The sequence below is a fragment of the Caldimicrobium sp. SLHALR3 genome (genome assembly GCF_058692735.1).
Window position 1 is genome coordinate 1,317,774 of record NZ_CP182484.1, and the last position, 19,272, is coordinate 1,337,045.

General features: G+C 32.8%; 24 protein-coding genes and 1 tRNA gene. 18 read left to right on the plus strand and 7 right to left on the minus strand.

What is annotated here, in order from left to right:
* The first annotated feature begins 1 nt into the window (after position 1).
* The 9 genes from rph (at position 2) to ACLGLP_RS07040 (ending at position 6,772) form a co-directional block, all read left to right on the plus strand.
* Positions 2–715 (plus strand): ribonuclease PH, encoded by a 714-nt coding sequence (gene rph / locus ACLGLP_RS07000; protein WP_492112566.1) that lies wholly within the window; start codon positions 2–4, stop codon positions 713–715.
* On the plus strand, positions 708–1,325 hold the full coding sequence (locus tag ACLGLP_RS07005; protein WP_492112567.1) for an XTP/dITP diphosphatase: 618 nt from the start codon (positions 708–710) through the stop codon (positions 1,323–1,325). The genes rph and ACLGLP_RS07005 overlap by 8 nt, the downstream gene beginning before the upstream one ends.
* A 6-nt stretch (positions 1,326–1,331) precedes the next feature.
* Complete coding sequence (gene pgeF / locus ACLGLP_RS07010; protein WP_492112568.1) at positions 1,332–2,060, plus strand: peptidoglycan editing factor PgeF; 729 nt, start codon at positions 1,332–1,334, stop codon at positions 2,058–2,060.
* Positions 2,060–3,316, plus strand: coding sequence for a 3-deoxy-D-manno-octulosonic acid transferase (locus tag ACLGLP_RS07015; protein ID WP_492112569.1), 1,257 nt, complete (start codon positions 2,060–2,062; stop codon positions 3,314–3,316). Before pgeF ends, ACLGLP_RS07015 begins: the two co-directional genes overlap by 1 nt.
* A gap of 72 nt (positions 3,317–3,388) precedes the next feature.
* Positions 3,389–3,482, plus strand: a tRNA-Ser gene (locus ACLGLP_RS07020).
* A 19-nt stretch (positions 3,483–3,501) separates the two neighbouring features.
* Positions 3,502–4,353, plus strand: coding sequence for an ABC transporter ATP-binding protein (locus ACLGLP_RS07025; RefSeq protein WP_492112570.1), 852 nt, complete (start codon positions 3,502–3,504; stop codon positions 4,351–4,353).
* Complete coding sequence (locus ACLGLP_RS07030; protein WP_492112571.1) at positions 4,350–5,084, plus strand: ABC transporter permease; 735 nt, start codon at positions 4,350–4,352, stop codon at positions 5,082–5,084. The genes ACLGLP_RS07025 and ACLGLP_RS07030 overlap by 4 nt, the downstream gene beginning before the upstream one ends.
* Entirely contained in the window at positions 5,084–6,001 is a 918-nt protein-coding gene (locus ACLGLP_RS07035) for a cation diffusion facilitator family transporter (RefSeq protein ID WP_492112572.1), read from the plus strand. Before ACLGLP_RS07030 ends, ACLGLP_RS07035 begins: the two co-directional genes overlap by 1 nt.
* 6 nt (positions 6,002–6,007) lie before the next feature.
* A complete protein-coding gene (locus tag ACLGLP_RS07040) occupies positions 6,008–6,772 on the plus strand; it encodes a pseudouridine synthase (RefSeq protein WP_492112573.1) in 765 nt (254 codons plus the stop codon).
* On the opposite strand, the gene ACLGLP_RS07045 is transcribed toward ACLGLP_RS07040, so the two are convergent.
* From ACLGLP_RS07045 to ACLGLP_RS07055, 3 genes are read right to left on the minus strand one after another with little or no spacing between them, the layout of a single operon-like run.
* Positions 6,718–7,179: a TIGR00725 family protein gene (locus ACLGLP_RS07045; protein WP_492112574.1), complete on the minus strand. Its 462-nt coding sequence runs from the start codon at positions 7,177–7,179 to the stop codon at positions 6,718–6,720. The genes ACLGLP_RS07040 and ACLGLP_RS07045 overlap by 55 nt on opposite strands.
* Positions 7,163–7,831, minus strand: coding sequence for a protein-L-isoaspartate(D-aspartate) O-methyltransferase (locus ACLGLP_RS07050; protein WP_492112575.1), 669 nt, complete (start codon positions 7,829–7,831; stop codon positions 7,163–7,165). Before ACLGLP_RS07050 ends, ACLGLP_RS07045 begins: the two co-directional genes overlap by 17 nt.
* Positions 7,832–7,833: 2 nt before the next feature.
* Entirely contained in the window at positions 7,834–8,190 is a 357-nt protein-coding gene (locus ACLGLP_RS07055; protein ID WP_492112576.1) for a hypothetical protein, read from the minus strand.
* Between the two features lie 127 nt (positions 8,191–8,317).
* Between ACLGLP_RS07055 and ACLGLP_RS07060 the strand changes: the two genes are divergently transcribed.
* The 9 genes from ACLGLP_RS07060 (at position 8,318) to phoU (ending at position 15,224) form a co-directional block, all read left to right on the plus strand.
* The gene (locus ACLGLP_RS07060; RefSeq protein WP_492112577.1) at positions 8,318–8,983 is read left to right on the plus strand and encodes a helix-turn-helix transcriptional regulator; all 666 of its coding nucleotides are present in this window, start codon (positions 8,318–8,320) and stop codon (positions 8,981–8,983) included.
* Between the two features lie 243 nt (positions 8,984–9,226).
* Entirely contained in the window at positions 9,227–9,694 is a 468-nt protein-coding gene (locus ACLGLP_RS07065) for a hypothetical protein (RefSeq protein WP_492112578.1), read from the plus strand.
* A gap of 66 nt (positions 9,695–9,760) precedes the next feature.
* Complete coding sequence (locus tag ACLGLP_RS07070; RefSeq protein ID WP_492112579.1) at positions 9,761–10,345, plus strand: hypothetical protein; 585 nt, start codon at positions 9,761–9,763, stop codon at positions 10,343–10,345.
* Between the two features lie 13 nt (positions 10,346–10,358).
* On the plus strand, positions 10,359–10,754 hold the full coding sequence (locus tag ACLGLP_RS07075) for a hypothetical protein (protein ID WP_492112580.1): 396 nt from the start codon (positions 10,359–10,361) through the stop codon (positions 10,752–10,754).
* A complete protein-coding gene (locus ACLGLP_RS07080) occupies positions 10,751–11,140 on the plus strand; it encodes a CsgE family curli-type amyloid fiber assembly protein (RefSeq protein WP_492112581.1) in 390 nt (129 codons plus the stop codon). The genes ACLGLP_RS07075 and ACLGLP_RS07080 overlap by 4 nt, the downstream gene beginning before the upstream one ends.
* Before the next feature lie 13 nt (positions 11,141–11,153).
* Positions 11,154–11,588 carry a curli production assembly/transport component CsgF gene (locus ACLGLP_RS07085; RefSeq protein ID WP_492112582.1) on the plus strand — a complete coding sequence of 145 codons (435 nt, stop codon included), beginning with the start codon at positions 11,154–11,156 and terminating at the stop codon, positions 11,586–11,588.
* A 14-nt stretch (positions 11,589–11,602) separates the two neighbouring features.
* Positions 11,603–12,517, plus strand: a complete 915-nt coding sequence (locus ACLGLP_RS07090; RefSeq protein ID WP_492112583.1) for a CsgG/HfaB family protein — start codon at positions 11,603–11,605, stop codon at positions 12,515–12,517.
* A 127-nt stretch (positions 12,518–12,644) separates the two neighbouring features.
* Positions 12,645–13,877 carry a TIGR00269 family protein gene (locus ACLGLP_RS07095; protein WP_492112584.1) on the plus strand — a complete coding sequence of 411 codons (1,233 nt, stop codon included), beginning with the start codon at positions 12,645–12,647 and terminating at the stop codon, positions 13,875–13,877.
* Between the two features lie 9 nt (positions 13,878–13,886).
* The gene (phoU, locus tag ACLGLP_RS07100) at positions 13,887–15,224 is read left to right on the plus strand and encodes a phosphate signaling complex protein PhoU (protein ID WP_492112585.1); all 1,338 of its coding nucleotides are present in this window, start codon (positions 13,887–13,889) and stop codon (positions 15,222–15,224) included.
* Positions 15,225–15,227: 3 nt separating this feature from the next.
* Here the strand turns inward: phoU and lepB are convergent, their stop codons facing one another.
* The 4 genes from lepB to ACLGLP_RS07120 are packed head-to-tail and all read right to left on the minus strand — an operon-like array spanning position 15,228 to position 19,225.
* Positions 15,228–15,839 carry a signal peptidase I gene (gene lepB / locus ACLGLP_RS07105; protein WP_492112586.1) on the minus strand — a complete coding sequence of 204 codons (612 nt, stop codon included), beginning with the start codon at positions 15,837–15,839 and terminating at the stop codon, positions 15,228–15,230.
* A 20-nt stretch (positions 15,840–15,859) separates the two neighbouring features.
* Entirely contained in the window at positions 15,860–17,650 is a 1,791-nt protein-coding gene (gene lepA / locus ACLGLP_RS07110) for a translation elongation factor 4 (protein ID WP_492113741.1), read from the minus strand.
* A 52-nt stretch (positions 17,651–17,702) separates the two neighbouring features.
* Complete coding sequence (locus ACLGLP_RS07115) at positions 17,703–18,497, minus strand: ABC transporter permease (RefSeq protein WP_492112587.1); 795 nt, start codon at positions 18,495–18,497, stop codon at positions 17,703–17,705.
* Positions 18,498–18,505: 8 nt separating this feature from the next.
* Entirely contained in the window at positions 18,506–19,225 is a 720-nt protein-coding gene (locus ACLGLP_RS07120; RefSeq protein WP_492112588.1) for an ABC transporter ATP-binding protein, read from the minus strand.
* Positions 19,226–19,272 lie beyond the last annotated feature (47 nt).

Consider the following 19,272-nt stretch of genomic DNA (forward strand, 5'->3'; position numbering starts at 1 on the left):
AATGAGAAGTGATGGAAGAGCAAAAAACGAATTAAGACCTGTTAACTTTATAATTAATTTTTTAAAAAACCCTTTAAGTTCAGTTCTTGTAGAATTTGGAAATACCAAAGTTTTATGCACAGTAAGTTTAGACGAAAAGGTGCCACCTTTTTTAAAAGGCACTGGAACAGGCTGGATAACTGCTGAATATGCCTTTATCCCAGGGGCAACTATAGAAAGAACTCCGAGAGAAGTTATGGGAAGAAAAGGAAGATCAATGGAAATTCAAAGACTTATAGGAAGAACTTTAAGAGGGGTGGTAGATTTAACAAAACTTGGAGAAAGAACCCTTTGGGTTGATTGTGAGGTTTTAAATGCTGACGGAGGAACGAGAAGTGCTTCTGTAACAGGAGCATTCGTAGCTCTAAAACTTGCTATTAAAAAACTTATACAACGGGGTATTCTTAATGAAGATCCTATTTTAGAGTATATGGCGGGTGTAAGTGTAGGAAAGATAGGAAATGAATACTATCTTGATCTCAACTTTGAAGAGGATTTAATTGCAGAGGTTGATGCCAACTTTTTTATGACTGAGTCCGGAAAAATCATAGAAGTACAGGCTACTGCTGAAAAAGCACCATTTTTATGGGAAGAATTGAGTTCTATGAAAGACCTTGCTTATAAGGGTATTTTAGAGCTTATAAAAAAACAAAAAGAGGTATTAAAAGATGAATAATAAGGTGTTGCTTATTGCAACCTCAAATATGGGAAAAGTAAAAGAAATAAGTAAAGCCTTAAAAGATTTTTCTTTAGAAATAAAAACTTTAAAGGATTTTTGCGAAATAGAACCCCCAGAAGAAACAGGAAAAACTTTTTTTGAAAATGCCTATCTTAAAGCTAAATACTGGGCAGAAAAAACAGGATTAATGTGTCTGGCAGATGACTCAGGTCTTGAGGTGGATGCACTGAATAAAGCACCCGGAATTTATTCTGCTCGTTTTGCAGGAGAAAAGGCAACTGATGAAGAAAACAACAAAAAACTCCTGAAACTTCTTGAAGGAATACCCCTTGAAAAAAGAACAGCCCGTTTTGTATGTGTTATGGTAGTTTATCATCCCAGTGGAAAATACATAGCAACCGAAGGGGTTTGGGAGGGACTTATAGGATTTGAACCAAGAGGTTCTTATGGATTTGGATACGATCCAATTTTTTTAGTTCCCGAATATAACTACCAAAAAACCGCAGCTGAACTACCTATTGAAGAAAAAAATAAAATAAGTCACAGAGGTAAAGCCTTGGCTAAACTAAAAAAGGTTCTTCCAGACTTTTTAAAATCTATAAGCTAAAATCCTATGGAAACCCTAATTAACTGGCTAAAAAATTTACTCAAAACAGAACTTATTTTTCCTCCCATTTTTGAAGATACACCTGTATTAGGGGTATTTTCCAAAAAATTACCCTATACCTTTAGCTTTGAACTTTTAAATTTTTCAGATTCTTTTAAATTCTTTTTCCCAAAACAAATTCACAGCACAAAAATTGTAGAAGTAGATGAATTAAAAATTTCTCAATCCTTTTTTGAAATTGAAGGAGATGCAGTCCTTACATTTAATAAAAACCTTTTTTTGGGAATTAAAACTGCAGACTGTGTTCCTATTTTAATCACTAACAAAAAGGGGGATTTTGTAGGTGCTGTTCATGGAGGTTGGAGAGGTACAGTAAATAAGCTCCTTTTAAAATTTTTACAAAAAGTTATAAACTTAGGCATAAAACCTGAAGATATCTTAATAGCCATGGGACCTCACATAAAAGTATGTTGCTACGAAGTAAAAGATGAGGTTTTGAAAAGATTAAAAAGGAATTTTAAAAATTTTGAAAATTATATTCATTTTAAGAATGGGAAATTTTTCTTAGATCTTGAAAAATTGAATCTTCAGCAAGCTTTAGAACTTTCAATTCCATTAGACAACATTTGGATTTCAAAAGATTGCACCTATTGTTTGAAAGATCTTTATTGGTCTCACAGATTTCACAAAGAAAATAGAAAATTTCAGATTTCATTGGTAGGAAAACTAAAATGATGTATTGGGCTTATACTTTCTTGTATTACTTAGTTTCTGCTATATTACTACCAAAGGAATACTTAAAAAGACCTCCAGAGCTTAGAAAAAAATGGATAAAAGAGAAATTGGCTTTTTTTAAAAAAGAAGATTTTATTTTTCAGAGAAGAGTTATTTGGATACATGCAGTCTCGGTAGGAGAGGTTGTGGCTATCTCAAGTATAGTAAAAAATTTAGCCAAAAATTATGACATTTTGCTAAGCACTATAACAGACACGGGAAATCAAGTGGCTTCTCAAAAATTTAAAAACCTTTCAGTTAAAATTATTTATTTACCTTATGATTGTCCCTTTGCTATAAAGAGAATTTTAAAAACTTTTAATCCCTCAATTCTTATTATTGCAGAAACTGAACTCTGGCCTAATTTAATTTTAACAGCTTCTAAAAAAATTCCCGTTTTTTTGATAAATGCACGAATAAGTGATAAATCTTTTAAAAGATATAAAAAAATAAAGTTCTTTTTAAAGCCAATTTTGGAGTCTCTTTCTTTGATTGCTGTCCAAGATGAGAAATACAAAGAGAGATTTAAAGCTTTAGGAGCTCCTGAAGAAAAAATTATAATTACAGGGAATACCAAATTTGATATAGAACCCTCTCTTCTTTCTTTTATATGGGAAAGCTTTATTCCGAGACCGGTTATTGTAGCTGGAAGTACTCACTCTTCTGAAGAAGAAGTGATCACTAAAGCCTTTCTTAAAATATCTGGTTCGGGCTCTCTTTTTCTTGTGCCAAGACATCCCGAAAGATTTGATGAAGTTGAAAAAATAGTAAATGCTCTTATTTCAAAAGAAAAAGATGTAGCTTTTTATAGGCTAAGTAATCTATCGGAAAATATAAGAATTAATTCTTTTTCCAAACTTATCGTTCTTGTAGACCAAATGGGAATTCTTGGTTCCCTTTACAGAATTTGTGATATTGCTATAATTGGTGGAAGTTTTATACCCCATGGAGGGCAAAATCCCTTAGAGGCTATCTACTGGAAAAAGCCTGTTATTTTCGGACCATCTATGGAAAACTTTCCTTTTGTTAAAGAATTTCTAGCAGAAAATGCCTGTTTGCAAGTTAATAAAGAGGAGCTAAAAGATGTTTTAAAAGATCTTGTTAGAGATTCTGAAATGAGGTTAGAAATTGGCAAAAAGGCTTATCAAATTTTCAATAAAAAAAGAGGAGCAACGGAAAAAATTTTAGAAATTCTCAGATCTTATTTAGAGGAATAAGATTATCAAACATATTGGATATTGCAAAATTAAAAGAAGGACTTAAAATTTAAAAAAATATTAAACGCATCTGGAGGAGTGCCCGAGTGGACGAAGGGGTGCGACTGGAAATCGCATGTACGGGCTAAAACCCGTACCGCGGGTTCGAATCCCGCCTCCTCCGCCATTTCTAATCAATTTTTTAAATGTCAAAAATTGTTCTAAAAGTTGAAAATCTCGTTAAAAAATATGCCTCAGTAGTTGCTCTTAAGGGTATTTCCTTTGAATTACAAGAAAAAGAACTTTTTGCCTTATTGGGTCCGAATGGTGCTGGAAAAACCACTACTATAAGAATAATTGCTGGTCTTACCAATCCTACCTCAGGAAAAATTTATCTCTTTGGGAAAAACCTTTTTGAAAATCCTATATGGTCCAAATCTCAAATAGGACTTGTTCCACAACATATAAATCTTGATACAGAATTAACTGTAGAAGAAAACCTTTTAATTCATGGATTACTCTATAAAATGCCGTTAAGTTTTATAAAAAAGAGAATAGATGAACTTTTAGACCTTGCTGATATGAAGGATAGAAAAAAAGCAAAGATAAAAGAACTTTCAGGCGGATTAAAAAGAAGGGTTTTAATCATAAGAGCTCTTATGCATAATCCCAAAATACTTCTTTTGGACGAACCAACTGTTGGTCTTGATCCACATATAAGAAGAAAAATTTGGAGTTTTATAAAAAATATACAATTAACAGGAACAACCATACTTCTTACCACACACTACATGGAAGAAGCAGAACACTTGGCAGACAGAGTTGCTTTTATTTTTTCAGGAAAAATTGTAGCCATAAATACTCCTCAAAACTTTATAAATCAATTGGGAAATTATGCACTGGATGTATACTTTTCTGACAAGGTAAAAACTTATTACTTTAAAGAAAAGCTTGAAGCTGAAAAGGAATTATTAAAATATAGTAAAGATCATTTTGTTAGTTTGAGAAAGGTAACCCTTGAAGATGTATTTTTAAGTTATATAGAAAAAAGCTTATGAAAGGTTTTTTAGCTACCTATTTAAGAGAAGTTTTACTTCTAAAAAAGAGACTTTTAAGGATACTTCTTTCCTTTTCTGTAAATCCTCTTCTTTACATTTTTGCTTTTGGTATTGGTTTAGGAAAAAACATTACTATCGGTGGAAAAAGTTATTTGGAATTTCTAATTCCGGGCTTAATTTCTGCAACAAGTATGATGCAAGCCTTTGCCATAAATATAGAAATAAACATATCTCGTTTCTATCTTAAAATTTTTGAAGAATTTCAGAGCTCACCCATTTCTTATTTTAGTTATGCTCTTGGCGAAGTTTTAAGCGGAGTTACGAGAGCTTTTTTAGCTATTTTCATTATACTTGGAATCTCCCTTCTATCAGGTATTAAGTTTTATTTAAATTTTTATTTTTTTCTCACTATTTTTCTTAATGCCTTTGTATTTGCAAGTCTTGGACTTGCCTCAGCTATGATTGTTAAGTCACATGCTGATCAAGCCTTGATAACTAACTTTGTAATAACTCCTATGATGTTTTTGGGAGGAACCTTTTTCCCAACAGAAAATCTCCCCTTTTTTATCAAACCCTTAATTGAAATTTTACCTCTTACTATAACCTCTCATACTTTAAGAGGTATCGCTCTTTATAATTCTTTTAAGCCTTCTTACTTGATAATTCTTTCCTTTATAGCTATAATTTCTTTCGTAATTGCTCTTTATTCCATAAAGATTGCAAAGGAATAATGGAGGAACGCTTTCTTTTTCAAGATTCTAAAGCATTAAAACTGATTTTTATAAGTTTATTAGTAAGTATATTAATTTTTTTAGCTAAACTGCTTGCCTTTTTCATAACGCACTCAATTGCTATTTATTCAGATGCCATGGAATCGGTGATTAATATCATATCAGCTTCTATAGCATTTTTAGGAACTAAGGTAGCCCTTAAACCTCCTGATAAAAGGCATCCTTATGGGTATACTAAATTTGAATATCTTATTTCTATATGTGAAGCTTTTTTTATTATAGGTGCTTCTATTTCCATATTATGGAAGGCTTATAAAAGTTTTATAAATCCTCAAACTTTTAAAAATTTAGAAACCGGTTTATTCATAATTTTTGTTACTGTACTCTTAAATTCTCTTCTTTCATATTATTTTTACAAACAAGGTAAAAAAGAAGATTCGCCCATACTTCTATCTTATGCCTCGCATCTTTTTACTGATGTATTAACCTCAGGTGGTGTTATAGTGGGGGTTTATGTGGCACATCTGTCAGGATTTCTTATAATAGATTCCATTATTGCCTTAGCAATAGGTATAAACATTCTTTATTTGGGGTATAAGCTCGTTAAAGCTTCAATAATCTCTTTGCTTGATGTAAGTTTGCCTCAAGAAAAAATAGATTCCATTCAAAATATCATAGAAGATACTATAAAAACTTTTTCTCAAAAAAATTATCAAATACATGATGTCCACGATCTTAAAACAAGAAGGGCTGGAAGAAAGGGATTTGTAGAATTTCATCTTACTGTTTCAGGAGATATGCCTGTGAGATGTGCTCATGATTTATGCAATGAGCTTGAAAAAAGAATTACAGATAAATTTCCAGAACTTTCGGTAACTATTCATATAGAACCTGAAGAAGAAAAGAAAAATAAATGAGATATTATGAGACTTAACAAATTTTTATCTTTCTGTGGAGTTACTTCTCGAAGAAAGGCTGATGAGTTAATATTATCTGGGAAGGTTTCAGTAAATGGCAAGACAGTAAAAGAGCTTAATTATAAAGTTAACCCTGAAAAAGATAAAGTATATGTAGAAGGCAAACTTATTACCCCTCCTCCAAAGGTTTATTACCTTTTTTATAAACCAAAAGGATTTCTTACTTCTCTTTATGATCCTCACCACAGAGAAACCATAAAAATCTTTTTGGAAAAACTTCCTTATAAAGTTTTTCCTGTAGGAAGACTTGATAAATACAGCGAAGGATTGCTTTTACTCACTAATGATGGAGATCTTGCCAATCTTTTACTACATCCTAAATACGAAGTAAAAAGAGTTTACTGGGTTTGGATTACTCCAAGGCTTGAAGATAAAAAAATTAAAGACTTACTTAAATTTGGAATTTTAATGGATGGGAAACTAATTAAACCACTAAGTTTTAGCCTTTTAAAAAAAGATAAAGAAAAATGGGTTTATGAAGTAACTGTAAAAGAGGGGGTTAAAAGAGAAGTAAGAAAAATGATTGCCTATCTTGGAGGAAAGGTTCACAAATTAGTTAGAATTAAGTTTGGTCCTCTTTCTTTAAAGAACTTAAAACCTGGAGAAATAAGACCTCTTTCCAAGAAAGAACTTGATAATCTTTTTTCTTTTGTTTCTCAGCTTAAGAATTCTAAGATTTTAGACAAAACCTCTTCAGCAGAATTTACATAATGAACTCCTGGGATATTTTCCCAGGTTTTTAGTCCTATAACTGGTTTCCACATTTTTAGAGCTAAGGCAATTTCAGAAAGTGTTCCGTATCCACCAGCAATTGCAACTACTATATCTACAGACCTTACTAAAATTACATTTCTGGCATATCCCATATCAGTAAGAACTATAATTTTTACATAGGGATTGGCATCTTCAGCTTTATTTCCTGGCAGAATGCCTACTGTAATTCCTCCTGCCTCAAAAGCTCCTTTTGAGGCAGCCTCCATCACTCCACCAAGTCCACCTGTATAAATAATAGCTCCTTTTTCTGCAAGTAGTTTTCCTACTTTATAAGCAAGCTCGTAAGTTTCTTTATCCACAATGCCGGCACCTATTATTCCAATTCTTTTATTCTTTAAATCCATAAGCTCCTACTAATTTTACAAATCTTACAGGTTCTAAAGATTGTGTGTAGAGTTTCCCCCCTTTTTTTACTCCCTTTATCAACATCTGAGAAAAGGCATCTCCTACAGGAATTACTATTCTGCCTCCCTCTAAAAGTTGATCTACAAGAGGAGGAGGTATTTTAGGAGCTGCGGCAGTAACAATAATAGCATCAAAAGGAGCAGCTTCCTTCCATCCCAAACTTCCATCTCCTAATTTAAAAGAAATGTTTTTATATCCCAAGTTTAAAAGTATTTTTTTGGCTCTTTCAAGTAAGGTGGGATATTTTTCTATGGTATAAACCCAAAGAGCAAGCTCAGCAAGAATTGCTGTTTGATAACCTGAGCCTGTTCCCACTTCAAGAACCCTTTCATTTCCCTTTAACTCAAGTGCTTCAGTCATTAAAGCCACTATATAAGGCTGAGAAATGGTTTGTCCTTCTCCTATGGGAAGAGGAAAGTCTCCATAGGCTTGATCTCTTAAAGCTTCATCTACAAATAGATGTCTTGGAACTTTAAGCATTGCCTGTAAAACTCTTTCATCACTTATACCGCGAGCTTTAATTTGGGTTTCTACCATCCTTTCTCTGGCAATTCTATATAAATCCTTATCGTTTTCTGTAAAAGAGTTCATATTTACCTCTTATTGGGAGCTGATACAGTATAGTATACACAATCTATTACCTCTTCCCCTTTTATAACAACCTTTAAAACTTCTGTATAGTCTTGTCCCTTGTAGTTTTTAACAAGTGGAACCTTTTCCCAAAAATTTCTTACTCTGTAATAATAGTACCACTCTTCCTTCCCATCAGGAAAAGTAAATATTTGAACAGGAGGACCGAGAAACCGTAATACCTCTGCTTTAGTAGTTTGTTTAGGATGAATTAAAGCAGCCTTAGAAGCTAAATTTGGACCTGGTTTCGTTGCACATCCAAAAATAAAAAATAAAAAACCAAAAAAAAGTAAATTTTTAAAAATTGTATTTCTATTCATTATAAATTAGATTATAATAACTTTTATAAATTTTAAAATACCTTAATGGTAAAAGTGGGCATCTTAAAGAAAGTTTAAATAATGCCGATAAAAAATAATAATATAATGAAAAAAGTAGCAAGATAGCATGGGCAAAGTTCTTATTAGTTTTAAAAATAAATTAATTGCAGAAGCATTTTATCAATTTTTCGTTGAAAAGCTAAAACCAAACTGGGAAATAGATATCAAACCTGAAGGAAGGAAAAACTATGATATAATTATCTTTGATAAAAACTCTCTTAAAGAATTACCTCAAGAGGCTTATCCTGAATCTAAAAAACTTCTTCTTGATGACGGAGCCTCTGAAAGTGAAACTATTTTTCTATTTTTATATTACAAGTTATCAGGGATTATTTCCTGTGAGACAACTACTGAAAATTTTTTAAAGGCTCTTGAAGTAGTTTCAAGGGGTGAAATCTGGTTATCAAGAGGCTTGGTTAAAAAACTTTGTGAAGATTATGAATTCTTTTCTACAAAAGATCCTCCTTCTTTGACTCCGAGGGAGAAAGAAATAGTTTTACTCATTAGAAAAGGGCTTAGCAATAAAGAAATAGCCAATCACTTATCCATTTCTATTAATACTGTTAAATCTTGCATAAGTCGTATTTTCAAAAAAACCAGGGTTAAAAGAAGATCTCAATTAATAAAGCTTTTTATGAATTCTTCCCAAATTGTGAATAATGTCCCAGAAGTTAAAAAAGAGATTAAAAAGGTTATTAAGCTAAAGCCTAAGAAAGAAAATAACACCTCTTAGTAAGTCTCACCTTAAAATTTTAATACCAAAGTATTAAATCTAAAGTATTATTTTTAAAAAATCTTAAATCTTAATACTCTTTTCATACCTTTTCAAACTTTTTATGGATTTACTCAATTTTAGTCTTCATTATAAAAATACATTAGAAAAAAATTTTATGGAGAAGAGGATGAAGAAAGACTCAAAAGAGTTAAAACCCGGCAGGGGGGTTTTAATAACAAAAAAACTTAAAGGAGGTGTGCCATGTTAAAGAAAGCCTTATTAGCAGGTGTATTAGGTGTATTTTTGGCAACAGGTGCCGCTTTTGCAGGTCCTAGTGGTGGGGGATGCTCTGGAGATCAGTGCAATATTTCTCATCCCTATCAATTAAATTTTGGTCTGGATTTCAATATTGATGTTGATGTCTGCGTGGATGCTGGAAATTTAATAGGTTGTCATGGTGATGATTGTTGGTCCACACAGGCAGTAATTTACCAGGAAGGTGAAGGCAATAGCGCAGGTATTTCACAAGTTGCCACCAATGATCTTGCTGGCATCATTCAGGTAGGAGATTCCAATACTGCTACAACAACTCAAAATGCAGCTAATGATTATGCCTTCACTGTTCAGGGTGGGAGTTCAAATACTGCTACTATTACACAGAATCTTGAATCTGCATCTGCTATAGCCATTCAGCTTGGAACTGGCAACACCGCAACCATTAATCAGTAACAAGATTCACCCCCTGCCGGGCAAGGGGGACTCTCCCCTTTTAAATTTTGCAAAAGGGAAGCCATAATGAAAAAGATGATAAAAAAGACCATAAAGTTTCTTGGGATTTCTGGTTTTATCTGTTTTTCAGGGGTAAATCTTCTTCAGGCCTCCCCTGATATATGTCTTGACTTTTCCGTAGATGTGGATGTTACTGTTAATCTGAACCTTGATACCAATATTGAGATTCCCCTTGATCCTGAGCTTCTTCATCAATCTAATCTTGCCCTCCTTTATCAGAAAGGGACTTCCAATGAGGCAGAAATCTCTCAGGAAGGTCTTCTCAATCAGGGTTTAATCTTTCAGATAGGTTCTTTAAATAAGGCTTATCAGACTCAAGCTAGTAGCTCTAATCTTGCCCTCATCTATCAGGAAGGGGCAAAAAATTTTGCCGAGCAGATCCAGCAGGGAGATAACAATAAGTCCTATGCCATCCAGATAGGAAGCGAAAATTATGCCTATCAGGAGCAGTTAAGTTCTGGAAACCTTGCCATCATATACCAGATAGGGTTAGGAAACCGTGCTGAACAGTATCAGACAGGAAGCGGAGGATATAGAAGCGTTATTATCCAGGAAGGAAACTTTAACCGGGCTATCGTTTATCAGAACTGAGGCGGATAAAAGGATGAGTATCTTTTTTATTTATATACTTTGCACTATTTTTCTTGGAAGTATGATAACTTCTCTTTTTGCTGAAAATCCTTCAAAATCCCCTGTGAAGGTTGATGTTGAAATTACAAGAACTTCTCATTTTTTAAAAATTCTTATACTTTGCAAAAACGAAAGCAAAGAAAGTCAAACAATCAAATTAAAGATGTTAGTTTATAAGAAGGGAGCAAATAAAAATATTTCCCAAATAGCCCAGCTCAAAGATTTATATCTAAAACCAGATGAAACCTCCCTTCCCTTTGTAACAGAACTTAATGTCAAACCAGAAGATTTTTATGAGATAATATTACAGGTCTTTGATGAAAAAGGCGATCTTCTTGAAGAAAGAACCTTCAGTTCAGGGAGTTTATGAAAAGAAAGGCTTTTTTACTTATAATTTTATTCCTTATCTTTTTAAGTAATTCTCTTTTTGCTCAGGAAGCTATCCTTTCTGGCTTTGTGCTTGATCAGACTAAAACCAAGGTAGGAAGAGATTTTTACGAGACCTTTGCCAAGATATGGGAATTTCCCTCTGGCATAGAAGACAAAAATATAATCATTAATGAGATGTCTGATCCCAGATGGGGTTCAATGATAATTATTTATGTAGAAGAGGTGGCTGTATATTCCACCATGTTAAAGCCAAGGCTTGAAGATATTGAAGAAAAGGTTGATGAGGCTGTGGATGCAGTTTTAAACTATTTTGTATTTTTAATGAGGCAAGAAGAACATTTAAAAGAAGAAGCAAAATTCTGGTAGGGAGGAAGGAAAAATGAAAAAATGGCTAAGTTTATTAACCTTTTTGGTAGCAAATTTATATATTTTTATCTCTCCTCTTTTAGCCTCAGAGCTTGTTTTTAAGTTTACCAATCCTTCTTTTGGTGGAGATCCTCTTTATGGAACTTTCCTTCTTCAACAGGCTCAGCTTCAGAATAAGTTTAAAGAAAAGCCAAGCTCTTTTTATCAACCAAAGAGCCTTCTTGAGAGATTTACCGAGTCCTTTACTAGTCAGCTTCTTTATAGAATGGCTAATTTAATGCTTAACCAGATCTTTGGTGAAGATAATACCCTTCCAGAAACTGAGCAAACTTATACCATAGGAAACTTTATGCTTCACTTTATACCAGGGACGGATACTTACACCTTTGAAATTACAGACCTTTCTTCTGGACAAACCACGGTTATTGAAATGCCAAAAATGATGTAAAGAAGGGGGCTGAGATGAAAAAACTTTCCAGGACTAAAAAAGGTTTATTCCTACTGGGTTTTCTCACTATTCTTGGAGGGTGTGCAGCCCCTCTTTATTCTCCCTTTTATGAGAATGCTATAAGTGGTCCTGAATATGTAACCTCCATTCACAAAGACTTAACAAGCCTTCCTGAACCTGAGAAAAAAATTCCTGTTGCTGTTTATAAATTTAGAGATCAGACCGGGCAGTATAAACCCCCTACCACCTCAACCAATTTCTCAACAGCGGTAACCCAGGGGGCAACTTCAATTTTAATTAAAGCCCTTGAGGATAGTGGGTGGTTTATGCCGGTAGAAAGGGAAGGACTTGCCAATCTCTTGCAAGAAAGAAAAATAGCCTTTCAGATGGCCAGTCAATATAACTCAACCACAATCCATGAGGCAGCAACAAGTGTGCTTCAGCCCCTCGTTTTTGCTGGGCTTCTTCTTGAAGGAGGAATAATTGGATACGATACAAATATAGTTACTGGAGGACTTGGGGCTAAGTACTTTGGTGCAGGTGGTGCAGTTCAGTATAGAGTTGATAGGGTTACTGTATATTTAAGAGCAGTTTCTGTCAAAAATGGGGCCATCTTAAAAACTGTTCAGGTAACTAAAGTGGTTTTATCCCAACAACTTTCTATGGGTATCTTCAGATTTGTAAGATTAAACAGGCTCTTAGAGGCAGAAGCAGGATATACTACTAATGAACCTGTAGAAATGGCTGTTCAGGAAGCTATAGAAAAGGCTGTTTATGATTTAATTATTGAAGGAGTAAAAATTGGTATGTGGAAACCAAAAGATCCTGAAAAGTTTAAAAAGGTTATTGAAAGATACGAAAAAGAAAAGGCAGAAGCTATGAAAAAATTGAGAGAAAGAATGGACGAATTTTCAAGAGAATCCACTTAAACATCTCAAATTCTCTGTAAGTTTTCTTATAACCTTTTCAAAAAATAAGTCTCAGAAATAGGAGAAAACCTTGCCAGATAGAAAAAATTTTCTTAACATTTAATAAAATTTAGGTTAAAATAAAGTTATGAAATCTTATAAGTATAGAACCCTTGAATTTGAATTTAAAGAGTATCCCTTTTTCTGCAAGTTTTGTAAAAAAGAAAAGGCTTTAATAGAAATTCCCTCTCAGAAGATAAAAGTTTGTAAGTCTTGTTATAACAACTTTTTTGAAAATAGAGTTAAAAAGACCATTGAGAAATACAGAATGATCAATTCTCAAGATAAAGTAGGGGTATTCCTTTCTGGAGGAAAAGATAGTTCCGCCCTCCTTGCTATATTAAAAAAACTCTATCCAGAGCTAAATCTTCAGGCTGTTTTTTTAAACTTGGGAATAAAATACTATTCAGAAAAGATAGAAAGCGTAGTTAAAAAACTATGTGAGACCCTGGAAGTTCCTCTTTATGTGTACAATTTACCAGAGAAAGAAGGATTCAGCATTGACGATTTCGTTTTTACTTACTTTAAAAATAAAGTATGTTCAGCTTGCGGAGCTATAAAAAGGTATCTTTTTTCAAAAATTGCAAAAGACTTAGGGTTAACTGTAATAGCAACTGGACACCACCTTGATGATGTTGTCTCCACCATGTTAACTCTTTTTTTCCAAGGAGATTTTTTAGGTATTGCAAAATTGCAACCAGTTTTACCTCCTCTTTCTCCCACCCAGGTTAAAAAGGTTAAACCTCTTTATACCACTCCTGAAAAGGAGATATTTTATTATGTAGCCTTAAACGAAATACCTGTAGCTGATTTTGTCTGTCCCCATGCAGATAGCACACCTCCTAAAAGAATTAAAATAGTGCTTGAAGAACTGGAAAAAGAAAACAAACAGATTAAATATCAACTTCTCTCTGTTTTTACCAAAAAGTTGATTCCTCTTATCAAGTCTCAGTATAAAGAAGAACTTCCTTTGAGTGCTTGCAAAAAGTGTGGTGAAATTACTTCTGCACCTGACAATATCTGCAGTAGATGTAAAAGAATAGATTTGCTAAGTAAAGTAGAAAACCGAGTCTTAGAACTTACAAAAGAAGAATTTGAAAACTACGTTAAAAACCTTAACTCTGATTGGGTTTTGATAGATTTAAAAGAAAATGCAGAATTACTTAATAAATCTTTAAAGGAGTTTAAAAAGATTTTAAAACCTTACAAAAATAAACACATATTTTTAGTTTCTCCTGAACCAGAAGTTGGATATTTCTTTGCTTTAAAATTGAGAAAAAAGGGGTTTAAAACTTATAACATCAAATCTTTTGAAAATTAGGGGGTTTTTATGGCAAGAATTACATTAGAAAAAGAATTACAACTTCTTAAAAACCTTTTATTAGATATGGCACAAATAGTAGATGAAATGGTAAATGGTGCCATTTTATCTATTGATAAATTGGATCCAGAATTAGCTAAAAGGGTTATAGAATTTGACGATCAAGTTGATTACTATGAAAACATGGTATCTCAGACTGCTTTGGAAATAATTGCCTTACAGCAACCAGTGGCAAAAGACTTGAGATTTATAATAACTGCTATAGATATTGCAAGAAACTTAGAAAGGATAGCAGACCAGTCTGTTAATATTGCCTTCAGAGTTCTTGATATATCTAAAACAAGAGAAAAGGCTATTCCTCAATGTAAAGTAACTATTATAGAAATGGCTAATGAAGCACTGTACATGCTTCAATCTGCTATTAATGCCTTCGTAAATGAAAATGTTCAAAAAGCCTATTCTGTAATTGATTATGATGACATAGTTGATAGATTTCAAAAAGACAACATTGAACAAATAAAAGATTGTATGAAAGGAAATCCCGAGCTTTTAGACATTGGAATAGATTACATAATAGTAGTGCAAAACTTGGAAAGAGTTGGAGATCTGGCTACTAATATTGCTGAGGGTGTTATTTTTACTGTTGAAGGAAAAATACCCAAGTTAGAAGCTAAAAAATTGAAAGAAATGAGGGAAGTTGTTTTAAAGGAGCTTCCTGTTTTTTACTTATTAAAAAAACATGCCCACTTAGTTCTTGAATGCGTTGAAAGGCTATCTCTTGCTTTAGAAGCCTACGACAAAAAAGACACTGTAAGGCTTGAAGAAATTGCTACACATATTTTTGAAATAGAAAAAGAAGCAGACCAATTAAAAAGAAATATAAGAGGACATCTTCCTAAGGGAATTATTCTTCCTGTAGAAAGATTTGAACTTTTTATGTATCTTAAAGAACAAGATGCTATTGCTGATGTAGCAGAAGAGATTTTAAATTGGCTTTCCTTTAAATACATAGACCTACCTAAGGAACTCTTTCAAGAAATTGAAAATCTCTTAACAAAAAGTATTGAATCTTTAAAATACTTGGAAGATTTAATTGTTTATTCTGCTGATTTTCTTCTCACTAAAAATGAAAATAGTAGAAATCAAGCAAAGGAAATAATAAGAAACATAAGATATTCTCAATACCTTGCAGAAGAATCAGGAAATAAAATCAAAAAAGAAATTTTTTCAAAATTAGAGGAGCCTTTAAAGCTCTTTTATACACTAAAACTTGTAGATTTAATTCTTGGTATACCCCATCATGCAGAAAATACAGCAGATTTAATGAGGGCTATGATAGCAAAATAATCTTTAATAAATCAACTTACCTATTCTATCAAACCTGATTTTAAAATTTTGGGAATCCCAAGAAAAATAAATTATTAATGCCCTTCCTTTAAGACAATTGATCGGAACGAAACCCCAGAATCTACTATCATAACTTTGATCTCTATTGTCTCCCAAGACAAATATGTGATTTGGTGGAACTTTTATAGGTCCGTAATTATCTCTCGGACTTATTTCCTTGGGATAAACTTCTGGATCAGTAAATTGAACATAAGGCTCTGTAAGAGGCTTTCCATTTACATAAACCTTTTTATTAATAATTTGAATAGTATCTCCAGGAAGACCAATCACCCTTTTTATAAAATCCAATTTTTTATCCAAAGGATAGGTAAAAACAACTATTTCCTGTCTCTCAGGAAGTTTCTTAAAATAAAGAAAATCATTTTTTATTGGATTTCTTATACCGTAAGCTAACTTATTAACAAGGAGATAATCTCCTACCAGTAATGTGGGAATCATAGAACCCGAGGGTATTTTGTAAGCCTGAACGATAAAAGTTCTAATAAAAAGAGCAAGGATAAGAGCAATTAGTATACTTTTAGTCCAATCCCAAAGTTTGTTATGAAAGTCTTTCATTTGAAATGACCTCCTTGAAATTAAATTTTAAGAACTGCTAAAAATGCCTCTTGTGGAATTTCAACATGACCTATAGCTTTAAGTCTCTTTTTCCCTTCTTTTTGTTTCTCAAGAAGCTTTTTCTTCCTTGTTACATCTCCTCCATAACATTTTGCCAAAACATCTTTTCTAAGAGGTGGAATTCTTTCCCGAGCTATTACTTTATTTCCAATAGCTGCTTGAATTACTACTTCAAAAAGCTGTCTGGGAATTACTTCTTTTAATTTAGAGGTAAGTTCTCTCCCCCTATAGTAAGCCTTTTCTCTATGAACAATTAATGAAAGAGTATCAACAGGTTGTTTATTTATTAGTATATCCATTTTAACAAGATCTCCTGGCTTATATCCAATAAACTGATAGTCTAAGGATGCATAACCCTTGGAATAACTTTTTAATTTATCATAAAAGTCAAGCACAACTTCACTAAAAGGTAGCTCATAAACAAGAATACATCTATCGGGAGTTAAAAATTTAATTTCCTTCTGTATTCCTCTTTTCTCTTCACAAAGTTTAATTAAAGCTCCTATGTATTCTTTTGGTGTGTAAATTTCAGCTCTTATGTAAGGTTCTAAAACCTCTTCAATCAAGGCTGGATCAGGCCAGTGTGCAGGGTTATCTACTTCAATTTCTTTTTTATTTTTGAGTCTTATTTTGTATTTAACAGATGGAGCAGTAGAAATAAGGTTTAATTTGAATTCTCTTTCTAATCTTTCTTGAACGATTTCCATATGAAGAAGCCCCTGAAAACCACATCTAAATCCAAAACCCAAGGCTGCTGAGGTTTCCATTTCATAAGAAAAAGCAGGATCATTGAGCCAAAGTTTTTCTATTGCCTCTCTTAAGTTTTCAAATTCGTTATTATCTACTGGGAAAATACCTGCAAAAACGACTGGTTTCATTTCTTTAAATCCTGGTAAAGGCTCTACCTGAGCATTGGCTTCTGTTATAGTATCCCCTATTCTTGCTTCTCTTACTCCTTTTATTCCAGCTGCAATAAATCCTACTTCTCCAGCAAATAGACAATCTAAGGTTGCTGCCTCTGGCGCGAAAACTCCAACTTTAGTAACTTCGTAAACTTTTCCAGTAGAAAGAAATTTTATCTTCTGCCCAGGATAAATTTTTCCATCAACAACCCTTATTAGTACAACCACTCCTAAGTAAGGATCATACCAAGAATCAAAAACCAAGGCTCTCAGAGGTGCTTCCCTCTTTCCTTTGGGAGGCGGAATTTTATTGACAATGGCCTCAAGAACCTCTTTTATTCCTATCCCAAATTTTGCACTAACAAGAAGAGCGTCTTCAGAAGGAAGCCCTATAATTTCCTCAATTTCTTTTTTAGTTTTTTCTACGTCAGCTTGAGGTAAATCTATTTTATTTATAACTGGTATTATTTCTAAATTATTTTCCAAAGCAAGATATAAATTTGCAAGGGTTTGTGCTTCTACACCTTGGGAAGCATCAATTACAAGAAGTGCTCCTTCACAGGCAGAAAGAGCTCTTGAAACCTCATAAGTAAAGTCAACATGCCCAGGAGTATCAATAAGATTTAATTGATAGACCTCTCCATTTTCTCTTTGATAATAAAGTCTTACTGCTTGAGCTTTTATGGTAATTCCTCTTTCTCTTTCTAAGTCAAGACGATCTAAATATTGATCTCTCATTTCTCTTGCTGAGACAGCACCTGTAAATTCAAGCAGACGGTCTGCAAGCGTAGATTTCCCGTGATCAATGTGTGCAATAATACTAAAATTTCTAATCCTCTCTATAGGTATAGGTCTCATAGCAATTTAAAAAATAACAAATCTATTTTAAAAAACAAGGTATCTATTCCCCTATTTTAGTAAGTTTCCCTGTTTTTTTAGCAAAATTAAAAGCTAATACGAATACCCCTGCACTGAAAAGAAAATAGATAAACACAAGGATGTAGGCATTTACAATAAATTTATAAGGGGTATAGCCCTCTAAAAGAATTTTTCTAAAGGTTTCAAAAATGTAAGAAGTGGGAATAAATTTAGCAATGATTTGAAAACTCTTAGGTAGAACCTCTACAGGATAAAAAACCGCTGAAAAAGGTAAAAACAAAAGTGACAAAGCCCAAGCCAAAATTTCTGCCTCCTGTCCAAAAAATAAGACAAAAGCCATGGTTAAAAGTCCTATACTCCAAGCAAAAATTATCAAGCAACAAGTAAGTAAAAATACATCCGCTCCCTGTATCCAGATCTGGAAATCAAAAGCAAAAAAGGCAAGAATAGCCATTAATAAAGAAGCTATTAAAGCTTTAAAAAGGCTATATATAAAAAGCCCAACAAGGTATTCAAAAATCGTTAAAGGTGAAACAAATATATGAAGAAGGTTTCTTGCCCATATATCCTCTAAAAATCCTACTGCCAGACCCTGTTGAGCACGAATTAAAATATTCCAGAATATAAGAGCTCCTAAAAATTGAAATATCCATTTACCCTCTTGAGAAGACCCCCTTTGTAAATAAAGAGTTATAAATCCCCACAAAAGTAAATCAATTGTAGGCCAATAAAGTAGGTCAATCCATCTACTAATACTATGTTTTAACAAATAAAAATGCCTTAAAACTATTCCCAAAACTCTTTTTGCTCTTAACATATCTTTTCTTAAGTAAATAACTTAAAATAAAGTTCTTCTAAAGAAAAAACTTTAAATTTCCCAAAAAGTTCTGTAAGATTGCCGTAAGCAAGGGTTTCTCCATTTTTTATTAAAAGTGCCTTATTAATTATTTTTTCAAGTTCCCCTAACTGATGAGAAGTAAGAATAATGGATAGACCTTTTTCTTGAGAAAACTTCTTAAAAAGCCCTCCCACATATTTTATATACTCTGGATCTAATCCTGCTGTTGGCTCATCTAAAAGTAAAATAGCTGGATCATTTAAAAAAGCTCTTACCAGATTAAGTCTCATCATTTCTCCTGAAGAAAGAGCTCTGGTAAGTGTTTTTTTCTTATCTAAAAGTTTAAAAAGCTCAAGAAGTTTGTTTATTTTTTTGTTAATTTCAGAAACTTCATAGAGATAACCAAAAACTTTTAGGTTTTCCTCTACAGTAAGAGAGTAAGGTAAACTTATATATTGAGAAGCAAAACCTACCTTATAAAGAATCTCGCTTCTATTTTTAAAAAAATCTTTTCCAAAATAAAATATCTTTCCTGAAGTTGGAGAAACTACGCCTAAAAGAACATAAAGCAATGTGCTTTTTCCTGCTCCATTTGGACCTATCACGCCTAAAATTTCTGAAGGATAAAGTTCAAAAGAAATATTATTTAAAACTAATTTTTGATTATATTTTTTGACCAAATTTTCTACTTTAAGAACAGGAGGCATAAAAGAAGTTAAATATCAAAAAATGAACTTTCAATAGAACTTTTAGA